The following is a 14,696-nucleotide window of genomic DNA, read 5'->3' as shown; positions in this document are numbered from 1 at the left end:
ACCGCATTCGCTGCGCTGATGGCACTTTCCGGTCCCATACCGCTGGCGGCGCAAACCGCCCCGACCGAAGCCAGCGCCCAGGGCGATATTTCGGTCACCATTTACAATAACGGCCAGGCGCTGATCCGTGACGAACGGCAGGTCAATGTGCCGCGCGGCGTCACCCGTATCCCCTTCCCCGATGTCTCGGCCCAGATTCGCCCCGAGACGGTAACGCTCAACGGCGACGGCTTCAGCATTGTCGAGCAGAATTTCGATTATGACCTGCTGTCCCCGGGCGCGCTGATGGCCAAGGCTGTGGGGCAGCAGGTGACGCTGCTGCGCACCAATCCGGCCACCGGTGCTGAGACCCGCGAGCGCGCCAAGGTATTGGCGGTGAATGGTGGCGTGGTGCTGCAAATCGGCAACCGTATCGAGGTGCTGCGCGACGACGGCCTGCCGGTGCGGGTCATTTTTGACCGCATCCCGCCCAATTTGCGGGCCAAGCCAACGCTTTCGATCACCCTCGATGCCGCACGCGGCGGCACAAGGCCATTGGCGCTGAGCTATCTCTCCCAGGGCCTGGGCTGGAATGCCGATTATGTCGCGCTGTTCGATGAAGCCAGCAACAGCATCGATGTCCAGGGCTGGATCACGCTGACCAACAATACCGGTACCAGCTTTACCAATGCCCGCACGCTGCTGGTGGCCGGCAGTGTCGGCCAGGTACGGCAGAGCCGGGGCCGCCGGTCATCGCCGCGCGGCAATCGCCCGGGCACCGAAACCGCCAATCGCGAGCGGCTCGGCGATTTCTATATCTATCCGCTGGAAAAGCGCACCACCATCGCCAATGCGCAACAGAAACAGGTCAGTTTCCTCGATGTTGCCGGGGCACCGGCGGCACGCGGCTATCAGTTCACCAATGGCTGGCGGCGCAGCAGCGACGAGGCGCAAAGCGTATCCTCGGTGCTGAAATTCTCGACCAGCCGCGAAGGCGGGCTTGGCGATGCGCTGCCGGCCGGCACGGTGCGCGTCTATCAGCGTGATGCCCGCGGCAATGCGCAATTTGTCGGCGAAAGTGGCATCGGCCATACGCCGGGCGGATCGGAGCTGGCGCTGGTCACCGGCGAGGCGTTCGACATCAAGGTGCAACCTGTGGTGGTCAACCGCTCGCGTATCGCTTCGGATGAATGGGAACGCACCGCGCGCTATCGCATCACCCGGTCGGACGGCACCAGCGAGACCGCCACTATCGAGCGGCAGCGGCAATATTACCGCACCGAAATGCGCTATACCGTGACCAATGCCAGCAACCGCACGGTCACCGTCGATCTCGCCCAGACCGGGCTGGGCGGCTATTATGCCGATACCAGAGTGCCGAGCGAAAGCATCCCCGGCAAGCAGCGCAACAATGACACCCGCGTCTGGCAGGTGCCGGTGCCCGCCAATGGCGAAACGGTGCTGACCGTCACTTTCGATACCCGGTATTGATGAGACCAATGACCTCTAGCCGTCATTGCGAGCGAAGCGAAGCAATCCAGAGCATCTCATGTGTCCCTGGATTGCCGCGTCGCCTTCGGCTCCTCGCAATGACGATCCTGTTACTTATGCCCGCTCTTGCTGCGGCGCAGACGGTGGTCACATCCGACGGCCCAGATGCGGTCGAGGTGTCGATCTATCGTGATAATGATCGCGGCCCCGATGCAACCTTGGACCTCGATTATCTTGAGGGCTTTGCGCTGATCAGCGAGACCCGCAGCATCACCTTGCCCGCTGGCCCGGCGACCATCCGTTTTGAGGGCGTCGCCAGCGGCATCGATCCCGCCAGCGCGCTGGTCAAGGGCATTGGTATCGAGGAGAAGAATCAGGACGCCCGGCTGCTGACCCAGCGCGGTCTGCTCGACCATTTTACCGGCCAGCGTGTCACCCTGCGCCGCACCGACCCGGCCAGCGGTGCGGTCACCGAGGAAAGCGCGATCATCCGATCCGGTGCCGAGCGGCTGATGATCCAGACCGCCGCCGGTTTCGAGGCGGTCGCCTGTACCGGCCTCAACCAGACGCTGCTGTTCGACCGGGCACCGGAAAACCTCTCGGCCAAGCCGACACTCTCGGTTGCCATTGGTGACCAGCCGGGCGGGCGCTACACCGTCATGCTCACCTATTTGACGCAGAATTTCGACTGGCAGGCCAATTATGTCGCCGAGCTTGATGATGATGGCGACAGCGTCGACATATTGGGCTGGATGACCATGGCCTCGGGCGATGCCACCAGCTTTGTCGATGCCAATACCAATGCCATTGCCGGCACCGTGTTTCGCGACACCGATTATGCCAATACGCTGTTCGCCGAAGGCCGCCGCCCGGTGCGCTATCAGTGCTGGCCGGCAGGCACCACCGGCGCGTTTGAAGGCTATCGCTACCGGCCCTATGCACTGCCTGCGCCGCCACCGCCACCTCCGCCTCCAATGATGATGCCCCGCTCCGCGCCGATGCAGATGGAGATGGCGGAAGCGGCAATGGATATTGTTGTCACCGGTGCCCGTCGTGCCGAGCAGGAAGATCTGGGCGATCTCAAGCTCTACCGCATCCCCTTCCCGACCACCGTTGCCGCCAACAGCCAGAAGCAGGTCGCTTTCCTCCAGAAAACCGACGTCAAAGGCGAGATCGTCTATCGGCTCTTCATCGAGAGAGACTATGTCTATGGCGATGTTGACCGCATTTTCCGCATGCAGAATGAGCGCGAAGACGGGCTGGGCGAGCCGCTGCCCTCAGGGCAGTTTGCGTTCTTCCAGCAAGCCCTGGGGCTGCGCCAGCTGGTCGGCGAAGATAGCATGACCGACAAGGCGGTCGGCGAGGAGGTCGAACTGACCCTCGGCGCAGCGGATAATGTGGATTATATAATCGAACGGGGCGGCAAGGGCGGCAAGAACTGGAGCAGCCATATATTGACCATCACCAACGCCAATCCGGTCGCCATCACCTTTGAGAGCGAATTCTACCGCGATCCCGAATATAGCTATCGCAAGATCAGCGAACGCACCTTTGAGCGTGATGGCAGGACCGTCTGGCGCACCACCATCCCCGCCAATGCCGAGGTCAGCCTGCGCTATCGTGTGTATGATGAAGACCGCGGATGAATTTGTCCGCCCTTAGCGGGCCTATTCGTCATTCCAGCCGGCATCGACCCGCTCGTCAATCGCCTCGTCATGGCCGGTGCCGCTGGACAGGAACACCAGCCCCATCAGCGCTGCGGTGACCAGCATCGTCGCGCCAATGCCGAGCGATGCGGCGATGTAGAGATGGATCGAGACAAAACCATATTGCGCGAACAATATCGCCAGCGCGATGACCACGCATATCAGCGTCAACAGCGCCATGAAGCGCATGATCCGCCAATAACGCGCCCAGGCATGGGCCGCGACTTCGGGATCATCGAGATTGGAGCGTTTGGTCACTGCGTTTATCCGGTTGTTGCGGAACGGGGGCGATGCCGCATCGCACAGCATCATGCCGTGCCGATATAGGCGCTGGAGCGGGCGCTGCCAACCAAATCCCGGATCAGCCGGTGATGCCATGGCCCGACCGGCCCGACCGCCAAAATGGCGGTACTTTTACAAAAGCCGCTATTCATGAAACCATGGCGACGCAAAGACCGCGAGTCGTCGCGCCATGCTGGAACAATCGCACGCATGACCACAGGCCTTGCAGGGGAGAAGCTTTGAAAGAGAGGACAAAGCCATGACCATTTCGGCCATTTTGGAGCACCATGGAGATCATGACATCGTCAGCTGCGATTGCAGTGATACCGTCCGCGAGGTTGTCGCCTTGCTGGCAAAGCACCGCATCGGCGCGGTCCCGGTGCTGCGCGATGGCAAGGTCGAGGGTATATTTTCCGAACGCGACCTGGTCTATCGCATTACCGATCAGGGCGACGCCATTCTCGACAGCGAGGTGAAAGAGGCGATGACCACACCCGCGGTCACCGTGTCATCGGATACCGGTGTACTGGCGGCGCTGTCGCTGATGACCCGGCGGCGCATACGCCATCTGCCGGTGGTCGATAATGAGCGGCTGGTCGGTTTCGTCTCGATCGGCGATCTGGTGAAGTTCCGTATCGACAAGATAGAGGCGGAAGCTGCGGCAATGCGGGATTACATCCAGCATGGTTAATGCGCTATTGCGCATGAAACTTCGATAAAAGGCAGAACTCCCTGAGCCAATTTCATGGTGTTTCGCTTGAAAATCGCGCAAAAATCGCGATATTGGTAGGAAATCGGCAATTGTGCCGACGTTGAGGAGTATAACCATTATGGCCGATCGCTTTGATCCACGCCTGACCCGGGGGAGCCAGTCCGGATCACCCTATGTCGGCGCACCCGGCGATATCCGCAGCGAGGCATTCGATGCCGGACTGCGCAGCTATATGCTGTCAATCTACAACTATATGGCAAGCGGTGTATTGTTCACCGGCATCATCGCCATGGTGGTCGCAGGATCGGGACTGGTGCCTGTGATTTTCAATGGTGGCCTGTTGATGTGGGCAATCATGCTGTCCCCCCTGGCCATCGTCCTGGCCATGAGCTTCGGCTATGAGAAATTCTCCGCCGGAGCGCTGCAGGTGATGTTCTGGCTTTATGCCGCCCTTACCGGACTTAGCATGGCGCTGGTCTTTGCCCTTATACCGGGGACGACAATAGCGCTCGCATTCTTCTCTACTGCGGCGGCCTTTGCCGGGCTTAGCCTGTGGGGCTATACCACCAAGAAAGACCTGTCCGGCTGGGGTAGCTTCCTGCTGATGGGCCTGATCGGCCTGATCGTTGCCAGCCTGATCAACTGGATCGCAGGCTCGTCCACCATGAACTATGTGCTGAGCTTCATCTCGATCGGCATTTTTGCCGGGCTGACTGCTTATGAAACGCAGCGGCTGAAAAGCGTCTATGCCTATGTTTCCGGCACCGAGAGCCAGAACAAGGTGGTGATCATGGGTGCACTGATGCTGTACATCGCCTTCATGGCCATGTTCCGCAACCTGCTTTTCCTGCTCAGCAGTCAGGAATAGGCATTTATAAGCGAAAGATCCGTAAAGTCATATTGGCCCGGCAATCCCAGATTGCCGGGCTTTTTTGTGCGCTGGACAGTGCCAATAGGCAGCGGCGCTTGCCTATCATCGATCCTGGCAATAAACGGTTAACCATGACGGTCGCATAATGGCCGCAACAAGACATAATGAGGGATATCATGGGCCTGAGGAAAGCAAAGCTGGTCATTATCGCGGCATTGACCGCAGCCGTTGCGGCATGTGCAACGCCGCCACCGCCACCGCCACCAGTGGTGGTCCAGGCCCCCCCGCCACCACCGCCGGTCTTTACCCCGCCGCCACAGCCGACCCCGCCACTTGGTGCCACCGCGGCCATGGCAATCCCCGCTGTCGGTGCCGATGGCCTCAGGCTGACACCCAATCGCGGTCTTGGCGAGCTGGAAACGCTGTGGCATTTCCGTGCCGCCTATAATGTTGCCGCGCTCAACTGTCAGGCCAGCCAGTATTTCGCCATGGCCGACGAATATAACCGGTTTCTCCAGACCCATCGCGGCATATTGAAAACCGCCAACACCGCAATCGAACGCAAATATCGCCGCGAACATGGCAATAATTACCGCCGTGTCCGCGATACCCACACCACCCGGGTCTATAACTTCTTCTCCTTACCTCCGGTCAGGAACGAATTCTGCGAGAGCGCATTTCTCCTCGGCCGCCGCTCGCTCGAAGTGCCGTCGAACGAACTGACCCGTTTCGCTGCTGACGCCCTGCCGCAGCTCGAATCGATTTTCGACCGTTTCTTCGTCGCTTATGAGCAATATGAAACCGATCTGGCGGCATGGAACGCGATATATGGCCAGGGCGCGCCGACGCGGATGCAGGCCGTTGACGGGCTCGATGGCACGCGCGGTGAGCCGCTGCCGGACAATCCTTTCGGCCCTCCGGCACCAGCCAGTGACAATTCGGCTGCACCGCAGGTTCAGCCACCAGGCTGAACCGCACAGCCTCAACAGCTTTCCACACAACAAAAAACCCGACGGCCACAAGGGGGAAGGCCGCCGGGTTTCTTGTAATTTGCTGCTCCCCTGAGGGTGAGGGAGGAGTTGAGAGCGGAGAGCAGCAAACTGCTTACACTGGGCTGTTCGCAGAATATTCAGGCGCGGTTACAACCAGTTCGAAAAAATATTTTCAGCCGTTATTTTGCGGTTTTTCTTACAGCGCAAAGCGTACAGAGGCCGAGCGACGCTGATGCCATGCACGCTGATTGGCTCCGTCCAGCTCGGTCGATAATTCACCAAATTCAGGTCGACCGACACTCAACGCCGCAAGGCCGGTGCCTTCACGAAAAGCCGGTGTTTCGCCGTCATAATCCGGCACGCGGTTGAGACCGTTGATGCCAACGCCGGGAAAGTCGCTGCTATCCAGATCATCAATGCGGAACTCGCGGCCATTGCTGAAACCATTGACGGCAACGCTGCCCGGCAGAGCGCCGAGATCAAACGCCGGAGCATCGGTAACGGTTGTCACTTCACCGCGATCAACGGCGGAAACCGCTGCAACCGAAGCAGCCGGGACCGCATTGGCAGCGGCGCCCTCATCGGCTTGGGCAGCGGTGGAAAATCCGGCCACAGCCAGCGCCACTACGATTGTCGAGAATGCCTTGTTCATGATGAAATTCCCTTCTGTGTTGCGGCCTGTCGCGGCCGCTTGCTTAACCTTGCATTCGTCACGAGAACGGAAATCGTTACACTCCAGTTCCGATAACAATGCTTGGAGCGCTGCAAGCCGGATTATCATCTCGGCTCTGGCAATTGCCCCGGCTGTGGCATAAGGGCTGGGCCATGCATTTTCTCGACCAGGCCAAAATCTATCTCAAATCCGGCGCGGGCGGACCGGGAGCGGTGAGCTTCCGGCGCGAGAAATATATCGAATATGGCGGCCCCGATGGCGGCAATGGCGGCAAGGGTGGCGATATCGTGTTCGAGGCAGTGACCGGGCTCAACACGCTGATCGATTTTCGCTACCGCCAGCATTTCAAGGCGGCCCGGGGTCAGGGCGGCATGGGCAAGCAGCGCACCGGAGCCGGCGCCGATGATCTGGTGATTGCGGTGCCCGTCGGGACCCAGATCCTGTCCGAGGACAGGGAAACGGTATTGGCCGACCTGACCCATGCCGGGCAGAGCATCACCATGCTGTATGGCGGCGAGGGCGGCCGCGGCAATCTGAGCTATAAAAGCGCGACCAACCGCGCCCCGCGCCAGCATCAGCCGGGCGAACCCGGCGAGGAGATGTGGATCTGGCTGCGGTTGAAGCTGCTCGCCGATGTCGGGCTTGTGGGCCTGCCAAATGCGGGCAAGTCGACCTTCATCAACCAAGTCACCAACACCAAGGCCAAGGTCGGTGCCTATGCCTTCACCACCTTGCGGCCGCAGCTCGGTGTGGTGCGCCACCGCGATCGCGAATTTGTGCTGGCCGATATTCCCGGACTGATCGAAGGCGCGGCGGAAGGTGCGGGCATTGGTGACCGCTTTCTCGGCCATATTGAGCGTTGCCGGGTATTGTTGCACCTGATTGACGGCGACGGCGATGATCCGGCACTGGCCTATCGCACGGTACAGCATGAGCTTGAGGAATATGGCGCAGGGCTCTCCGACAAACCACAGATCGTGGCGCTCAACAAGGCCGATGCGATGGATGAAGATCTGACCAACTTCATCGCCGGACTGCTGGCCGAAGAAGGCGTGAAAAAGGTAATCCCCGTTTCCGCCGCCTCGGGCAAAGGCGTCGATACCTTACTCGATACATTGCTCGATTATCTTCCCGGTGTCACCGCGACCGAACAACCCGAAGGCGTGCCCGTGGCATTGGGCGATGGCGAGAATGTCGACAGCGATACCGATGACAAGCCATGGTCTCCGATTTGAGTGTCAGCAATTTCGCGCCCGAGCATTGTCGGCGTCTGGTGATCAAGATTGGCTCGTCGCTGCTGGTCGACAGCGATGGCACGCTACGCGAAAGCTGGATGCAGAGCCTTGGTACCGACATTGCCGAGCGCGTCGCTGCGGGCCAGAAGATCATCATCGTCTGTTCCGGCGCGATCGCGCTCGGCGCGCGTCGTCTCGGGCTCGGGCATGGCGGACGGGCGACATTGGCCGATGCACAAGCGGCAGCGGCGGTCGGGCAGATTGCATTGTCACGGTTATGGCAGGACATTCTTTCCGGACGCGGCCTGATCGCGGCGCAGATATTGCTGACGCTCGGCGATATGGAAGATCGTAGCCGCTATCTCAACGCCACCGCCACTCTGGAGCGGTTGATCGAGACCGGAACGGTTCCGGTAATCAACGAGAATGACAGCGTCGCCACCGAGGAAATCCGCTTCGGCGATAATGACCGGCTCGCCGCCAACCTAGCCCAGGCAGCGCGCGCCGGCGGTCTGTTGCTGATGAGCGATGTCGACGGGCTGTACACCGCCAATCCGGCACATGATCCCGAAGCCACGCTGATCCGCCATGTCGAAACCATCGACACCCGGACCACCCGCCTGGCCGATGACGGCGATGGCTCATTGATGGGCACCGGCGGCATGGCCTCGAAGCTGGCAGCAGCCGGGCTGGCGACCGAGGCGGGTATTGCCACCGCAATCATTTCCGGACGGCCCGACCATCCGCTACGCCATTTCGCCACTATCGGGACCGGCACCATCTTTGCCGCCAGCCCCAGTCCGTCGGCCCGCAAGAGCTGGCTCGCGGCGCGGCAAAAGGCAGCGGGCAGTATCACCATCGATGACGGCGCGGTGCGCGCCTTGCAGCAAGGGGCCAGCCTCCTCGCCGCAGGGATGACAGCCCTTCATGGCGATTTCCTGCGCGGCGATCTGGTACGGATCATCGCCAGTGACGGCAGCGCGATTGCTCAGGGGCTGAGCGAATATGATGCCGATATTGCACGCTATCTTATGGGGCGACGCAGCGAGGAACATCAGGCAATTCTCGGGACCACGCCGCGCAGCGCGGTGGTGCACCGCGACCATATGGTGCTGCTATGAGCGCCAAAAATAATGAGCGCCTGACCATCGCCATGACCGGCGCGACCGGTTTTCTCGGCAAGCGCACTTTGCTGGCAGCGCTGGCGCAGGGCTTTACGGTACGCGCACTCACGCGCAGGCCGCAGCCTGACAAGCCGGGCGTCGCCTGGATTGCCGGCGCGCTCGATCAGACGCAACCGCTCGACACACTGGTCCAGGGCGCCGATTGCGTGCTGCATATTGCCGGGGTGGTCAACGCACCCGACCGCACCGGATTTGCCGCGGGCAATATCACCGGTACCGCAAATATACTGGCCGCGGCGGAGAAAGCCGGAACCGCTCATTTCATCCATATTTCCTCACTTGCTGCGCGCGAACCCGACCTCTCCATTTATGGCTGGTCCAAGGCGGAAGCCGAAAATCTTGTGGTCGCCTCCGGCTTGCCCTGGTCAGTGATCCGCCCGCCCGGCATTTATGGCCCGGGCGATACCGAGATGCTCGACATGTTCCGCATGGCCAAGCGCCGCCTGATGCTGCTGCCGCCCAGGGGCCGGGTGTCGATCATCCATGTCGATGACATGGCCCAGCTGCTGCTGGCGACTGCGCTGACCGGGCCGGGCCGAGCCATATGGGAGGCCGATGACGGCACCGAAAATGGCTGGACACACAAGGCGTTTGCCAATGCCATTGCCAATGCCGTGGGCAAGGCCGTCGGCACCGTCGCCGCACCTGCTGCGATGCTTACTCTCGCAGCACGCGGTGACCGGCTGGTCCGTCGCGACAAGGCGAAGCTGACGCCGGATCGCGCACGTTATCTGTCGCACCCGGACTGGACCGTCGACCCGGGCCGTCGTCCGCCGGAAGGGCTGTGGACGCCGCAAATACCCACCCCGCAGGGACTGAAGGACACCGTGCGCTGGTATCGCCAACAGGGCTGGCTCTGAATCTGGTTGCAGGCGCTAAAATGCGCCGAGATTCTCCAGCGCGAACAGTGCCACCGTCAACAATATGCCAGCGATGAAGATGCTGTAGGACCAGCGCAGATAGCGATATTTCTTTTTCGCCAGCACTTGCCCCATTTGATAGACATCGCGCAGCATCGCCCGATACACGGCATCATCGGTGCGCATTTGCGCCGAAAGGGCCGTGATATATTCATCTTCCTCCATCTGGCGAAACGCACCGAAAAACAGCAGATTGCCTCTGTCTGTGGCAGCGGTCGGAACGGCACCGATATTGGGAATAACCGCCATGGCGGCGAGGAGTGCACTGATCGCCGAGCTGATCGCCAGCGCCAACAGATAGAGGCTGATCGAGCCAGCATTGGCGGACTGGCTGACCGCGATCGAGAAGACGACAAAGGCCGCACCGATCAGCATATTCGCCTTGTGGTCGGCCATGAGGCTGAGCTGGACATGATGCTGTTGCGTTGTTCGCAGCAGATAAATGCTCTGCTCCGACCATGCTTCGCTGTTTTGTGTCATTGATCACCCCCTTTTGGACGTATTCAGCCCGCAAGTGTCGGAAGAGTCAATCTTTGCCGCACTTAAGACGGGCCGGGAGGCATGATCGGCGCCATGCCACAAAATGGCCGCACACTGCCGTATTGCCGCTGCCTTGTCTTGCCAATGCCATGCCGCTAGAGGCTAGGGCAATTGGCAGAAACAGAGAGATACATGCAATGACCGACCGCAGCGCGATTTGGGGCAAGGTGACCGAGCAGATCGCCCCTTTCAACAAAAAGGGCGTCGAACTGGCCGAGGCCACGACATTCCAGCACGACCTGGAATGGGACAGCCTGACCGTGATGGACTTTGTCGCGGCGATCGAGGACGAGTTCGACATCATCATCACCATGAACATGCAGGCCGAGATTGAGAATGTCGGCCAGCTGGTCGATGCAGTGATGAAGCTGGCGGATAGCTGATATAAATACAAAACGCGTCGTCCCGAACTTGTTTCTGGATGACGAATTGTTGAGACCGATATGACCGATCTGCTTTCAAAATTTGACCCGTTGATCCAGGAGCGCGAGGCGCTGCTCGCCACCGGCGTCGCCGACCCTTATGCGCTGGTGATGGAAGAGGTGAAATCACCCACCGTCGCCATCTGCAATGACCGCGAGACGATATTGCTCGGCACCTATAATTATATGGGCATGACCTTTGACGATGATGTGCTGCATGCGGGCAAGGAAGCGCTGGAGAATTTCGGTTCCGGCACCACCGGCAGTCGCGTGCTGAACGGCACCTATTCGGGGCACAAGGCGTGCGAGGAAGCGCTGAAGGAATTCTACGCCATGGACCATGCCATGGTGTTCTCTACCGGCTATCAGGCCAATCTGGGCATCATCTCCACCCTGGCCGGCAAGGGCGATTATATCATCCTCGATATCGATAGTCATGCCAGCATCTATGATGGCTGCAAAATGGGCGATGCCGAGATTGTCGCCTTTCGCCATAATGACGTCGAGGCGCTGGAAAAACGCCTGCGCCGCTTGCCCGAAGAGGCGGGGAAGCTGGTGGTGCTGGAGGGCGTCTATTCGATGCTCGGCGATGTCGCGCCACTGAAAGAGATGATTGCGCTGTGCAAGCAATATGGCGCGATGAGCCTGGTCGATGAGGCACATTCAATGGGCTTTATCGGCGAGCATGGCCGCGGCGTCGCCGAGGAACAGGGCGTGCTCGACGATGTCGACTTCATCATCGGTACCTTTTCCAAAAGCGTCGGCACGGTGGGCGGCTTCTGCGTCTCCAACCACCCGAAATTCGAGATTTTACGGCTGGTCTGTCGGCCTTATGTGTTCACCGCCAGCCTGCCCCCCAGTGTCGTCGCCACCGCCGCGACCAGCATCCGCAAGTTGATGCATGCGGGCAACAAACGCACGCACTTATGGGAAAACTCCAAGCGCCTGCATCAGGGCCTGCGCGATATGGGCTACAAGCTCGGTACACCGGAAGCGCAAAGCGGCATTATCGCGGTGATGGTCGAGGATATGCTCGAAGGCGCCCGGCTGTGGCAGGCGCTGCTGGAAAATGGTCTCTATGTCAATCTGGCCCGCCCGCCAGCGACCCCGATGGGGATGACATTGCTGCGCTGCTCGCTCTGCGCCGAACATAGCAGTGAGCAAGTGACGCAGATATTGGACATGTTCGAAAAGGCGGGCAAGGAAGTCGGGATTATCTGATCCCCTAACGCACCGCCCCGCTCAACAACAGCCGCGGCAGCAGCACCAGCGCGCCCAGTAACGGCCATTTGCGCTGCCAGGGTTTGATGGCGATTTCGGTCCCGGCATGGCGGTTGATCTTCCAGGCGAGATAATCGATGCCGCCGGCATAGGTTGCACTGGCCTTGGCCAGCCGCGCCAGTGTCATCCATTTGCCGCGCCGCCGTAGCGCCGACCAGCGCTGTTTCTCCGCGGCAATGGCAGCAGTCTGGCCGGGCAAGCAGCGTACAATATCGTCATCGGTCTCCGCAGCTATTGCGGTCTCCGCCAGCGCTGCGGCGGTAAAGCGGCGATAGCGACCCGGATCGAAATCGACCACAGATTGCGACCGGCTGCTACGCTCGGCGCGCAATTCTGCGCCATAGGTCAGAGCATAGCCGCGTTCCCACAGGGCCAGCATATCAGATTCAGGGCGATCCATATGCGCCAGGGCCGCATTGAGCAGTGTCGGCGCCGCGCCCGAGATCGCCTCGGCGGCCCGCGCTGCGGCATCCTCGTCACGCGACCAGGCCAGCCGTGCAGGCTGCGAGAAACGCGCCCAGACCGAAACTGTATCCGCCTCCACACGGTTCAACCGGTGGAAGTCATGCTCGCTCAGCACCGCATATTTCGCCACCAGTCCGTCATGCTGCGCCGGAAACACATTGGGCGGGATCATCTCATTGGCGCGCACCATCCAGCTGTCGCCATAGGCAGCACGATAGTCCGAGACGATGAGATAAAAGTCGAGCATCTCACCTTCAAGCTGTTCCGAGCGGAGGCAGGAGCCATAAAACAGTACCGCCTGCGCTGCATCGGGATAGCGCGCGGCAATATCTGCGGCAAAAGCGGCGATACGCGGATCGATTGCGACCGCCAGTTCCACAGCGACCAGTTTTGCGAGAGACGACATTCAACCCACCATCACTGCGCCATGGCAGCTCTCAGGCCGCGATGCGCAGAAACGGCATCGGGTCGGTGGTGCGCAGGGTGATCGGCTTGCCACGATTGGCCTCGAACAGTTCGCCATCGAGAACAACACAGCTGCGCTCGCCCTCGATCTGGATAACATCATCGCGTTCAAGATGCAGGCCCGCACCAGGGCGGGTGCCGAAGCGGCCGAAAATAGTGTCGCGCACCATCGTCCACAGGCCGGCACGGTTATGCTCGACGGCAACAAACTTCATGTTTCCGGGCGCCTTTGCAGCCGCTTCTTCCTGGGTCGTGCCGCGTAACAGCAGCTTCTCCAGCGTGGTCACCATCAGCAGCGCAAAACTGCCCTGAATCTCTCCGTGACGCACCATGGATATGCGCACACTCGAACGGGTCTTCGGCAGGAAGCGGGCGCTGACATTGAACAGGACCGCGACAATGGTGGCACAGGCAGCGAGAAAATGGCTGACACTGTTGGGCAGGCCGAGCGGATAGATTTTGTGACGACAATAAAGGATGATCTCTGCCAGACCGGCGCCGCCGAGAAACATGCCGAGCACAGGGCGGCTATCAGAACCGTTGCTCAAGGCGATCATCTGACGTTCAATGATGTGATCATCGAGATCATTGGCGGCAATGTCGACAATCTGCTCCAGCGCCGTCAGCGAATTGCCGACAGCACCCAGATCGAGCGCAATAAGATTGGTCTTGCCATTGGGCAGAACAGCCACCGGCGGCGGATTGTCGCCAAAATGGCCCCCCTGATACATTTCGGTGAGAGTCGCCTGCACCGTACCGTCGCCGCCATTGATCACCAGCACCCTGGGCTTGACCCGGGCAATGCTTTCCAGTGCACGGGCAATCTGGTCGACTTCTTCCACCTCATAGTGGAAGATATCGGGATGCCGCGCACAATAGGCCCGCACGTCGGGTAAACCTGAGCGGTTGCCGGTCGATTGCGGGTTGGAGAGGAGCGCCACCAGCGTCATGACTTGCCCCATGGTTCAATCGACAGGCCCTGGCGATAGTTGAGCACAACAGTGATGGTGCGCACCCCGCCGCCGACAGCGATACGGCTTTTCTTCACCGACGGCTTCAAATTGGTCAGCGAGATATCCGGATTGTTGGAAAAACCGCCGCCATCATTCCAGCCGGACTTGCCATTGCCATCGAGATCATGGCGCACCGCAATGCCATAATCGCCACTCGCAGGTACCGGCATGCAGAATCGCATCTTGCCACCACGCAGCGCCACCGGGATGTCGATACGGTTGATCCACTGGCCCTTTTTCAGCCACTTTTTCTTTGTGGCGCTGTAGGATTGCACCCGGATACGACCTTTGGCCGCCTTGAAGCCGACAACCTCGACCAGCACTGCCGGACCAGCACTGCCTGCGGCGCATTTGTTCATGTCGTTGGAAATCTTCTGCCGCTGCGCCGTGGCGGATGCAGGAAAGGCCAGCAGGGACGGGAGCAAAAGGGCAGCACATACCGCAGACCAGCGAAATTTGTGCATG

General features: G+C 60.3%; 16 protein-coding genes. 10 read left to right on the top strand and 6 right to left on the bottom strand.

The annotated features are described in order from the left end of the window. Positions 1–18: 18 nt before the first annotated feature. Together AAFX04_00185 and AAFX04_00180 are read left to right on the top strand one after the other, a co-directional pair. Positions 19–1,470 carry a DUF4139 domain-containing protein gene (locus tag AAFX04_00185; GenBank protein MEO1043839.1) on the top strand — a complete coding sequence of 484 codons (1,452 nt, stop codon included), beginning with the start codon at positions 19–21 and terminating at the stop codon, positions 1,468–1,470. Positions 1,471–1,586: 116 nt separating this feature from the next. Further along, a complete protein-coding gene (locus AAFX04_00180; GenBank protein MEO1043838.1) occupies positions 1,587–3,116 on the top strand; it encodes a hypothetical protein in 1,530 nt (509 codons plus the stop codon). Between the two features lie 21 nt (positions 3,117–3,137). Here the strand turns inward: AAFX04_00180 and AAFX04_00175 are convergent, their stop codons facing one another. Beyond that, positions 3,138–3,434 carry a hypothetical protein gene (locus tag AAFX04_00175; protein MEO1043837.1) on the bottom strand — a complete coding sequence of 99 codons (297 nt, stop codon included), beginning with the start codon at positions 3,432–3,434 and terminating at the stop codon, positions 3,138–3,140. Between the two features lie 283 nt (positions 3,435–3,717). Here AAFX04_00175 and AAFX04_00170 point away from each other — a divergent pair, with 283 nt between their 5' ends. The 3 genes from AAFX04_00170 to AAFX04_00160 all read left to right on the top strand — a co-directional run bounded on the left by AAFX04_00170 (position 3,718) and on the right by AAFX04_00160 (position 6,012). Then, positions 3,718–4,149 (top strand): CBS domain-containing protein, encoded by a 432-nt coding sequence (locus AAFX04_00170; GenBank protein ID MEO1043836.1) that lies wholly within the window; start codon positions 3,718–3,720, stop codon positions 4,147–4,149. Between the two features lie 139 nt (positions 4,150–4,288). Then, complete coding sequence (locus AAFX04_00165) at positions 4,289–5,038, top strand: Bax inhibitor-1/YccA family protein (GenBank protein ID MEO1043835.1); 750 nt, start codon at positions 4,289–4,291, stop codon at positions 5,036–5,038. Between the two features lie 167 nt (positions 5,039–5,205). After that, positions 5,206–6,012 carry a hypothetical protein gene (locus AAFX04_00160; protein MEO1043834.1) on the top strand — a complete coding sequence of 269 codons (807 nt, stop codon included), beginning with the start codon at positions 5,206–5,208 and terminating at the stop codon, positions 6,010–6,012. Positions 6,013–6,229: 217 nt separating this feature from the next. Here the strand turns inward: AAFX04_00160 and AAFX04_00155 are convergent, their stop codons facing one another. After that, the gene (locus tag AAFX04_00155; GenBank protein MEO1043833.1) at positions 6,230–6,685 is read right to left on the bottom strand and encodes a hypothetical protein; all 456 of its coding nucleotides are present in this window, start codon (positions 6,683–6,685) and stop codon (positions 6,230–6,232) included. Between the two features lie 173 nt (positions 6,686–6,858). Between AAFX04_00155 and obgE the strand changes: the two genes are divergently transcribed. The 3 genes from obgE to AAFX04_00140 are packed head-to-tail and all read left to right on the top strand — an operon-like array spanning position 6,859 to position 9,985. Further along, on the top strand, positions 6,859–7,941 hold the full coding sequence (gene obgE, locus AAFX04_00150) for a GTPase ObgE (GenBank protein MEO1043832.1): 1,083 nt from the start codon (positions 6,859–6,861) through the stop codon (positions 7,939–7,941). Next, positions 7,926–9,062, top strand: a complete 1,137-nt coding sequence (gene proB / locus AAFX04_00145) for a glutamate 5-kinase (protein MEO1043831.1) — start codon at positions 7,926–7,928, stop codon at positions 9,060–9,062. The genes obgE and proB overlap by 16 nt, the downstream gene beginning before the upstream one ends. Further along, positions 9,059–9,985 (top strand): NAD-dependent epimerase/dehydratase family protein, encoded by a 927-nt coding sequence (locus tag AAFX04_00140; GenBank protein ID MEO1043830.1) that lies wholly within the window; start codon positions 9,059–9,061, stop codon positions 9,983–9,985. The genes proB and AAFX04_00140 overlap by 4 nt, the downstream gene beginning before the upstream one ends. Positions 9,986–10,000: 15 nt before the next feature. Here the strand turns inward: AAFX04_00140 and AAFX04_00135 are convergent, their stop codons facing one another. After that, positions 10,001–10,525: a Pycsar system effector family protein gene (locus AAFX04_00135; protein MEO1043829.1), complete on the bottom strand. Its 525-nt coding sequence runs from the start codon at positions 10,523–10,525 to the stop codon at positions 10,001–10,003. Positions 10,526–10,722: 197 nt separating this feature from the next. On the opposite strand from AAFX04_00135, the gene AAFX04_00130 reads away from it, so the two are divergent. After that, the gene (locus tag AAFX04_00130; GenBank protein MEO1043828.1) at positions 10,723–10,968 is read left to right on the top strand and encodes an acyl carrier protein; all 246 of its coding nucleotides are present in this window, start codon (positions 10,723–10,725) and stop codon (positions 10,966–10,968) included. Positions 10,969–11,028: 60 nt separating this feature from the next. After that, entirely contained in the window at positions 11,029–12,228 is a 1,200-nt protein-coding gene (locus AAFX04_00125) for an aminotransferase class I/II-fold pyridoxal phosphate-dependent enzyme (GenBank protein MEO1043827.1), read from the top strand. Between the two features lie 4 nt (positions 12,229–12,232). Here the strand turns inward: AAFX04_00125 and AAFX04_00120 are convergent, their stop codons facing one another. Genes AAFX04_00120 through AAFX04_00110 form a run of 3 tightly spaced genes read right to left on the bottom strand, consistent with a single transcriptional unit; the run spans position 12,233 to position 14,695 of the window. Continuing rightward, positions 12,233–13,159, bottom strand: a complete 927-nt coding sequence (locus AAFX04_00120; GenBank protein ID MEO1043826.1) for a hypothetical protein — start codon at positions 13,157–13,159, stop codon at positions 12,233–12,235. A 31-nt stretch (positions 13,160–13,190) separates the two neighbouring features. Beyond that, a complete protein-coding gene (locus AAFX04_00115; protein ID MEO1043825.1) occupies positions 13,191–14,168 on the bottom strand; it encodes an acylglycerol kinase family protein in 978 nt (325 codons plus the stop codon). Continuing rightward, positions 14,165–14,695, bottom strand: a complete 531-nt coding sequence (locus AAFX04_00110; protein ID MEO1043824.1) for a DUF2141 domain-containing protein — start codon at positions 14,693–14,695, stop codon at positions 14,165–14,167. The genes AAFX04_00115 and AAFX04_00110 overlap by 4 nt, the downstream gene beginning before the upstream one ends. Position 14,696: the final 1 nt, after the last annotated feature.

This window comes from Pseudomonadota bacterium (assembly GCA_039818985.1).
GTDB lineage: Bacteria > Pseudomonadota > Alphaproteobacteria > Sphingomonadales > Sphingomonadaceae > Alterisphingorhabdus.
The sequence above is the reverse complement of the archived record's forward strand: the minus strand, read 5'-3'. Positions and strand labels throughout refer to the sequence as shown.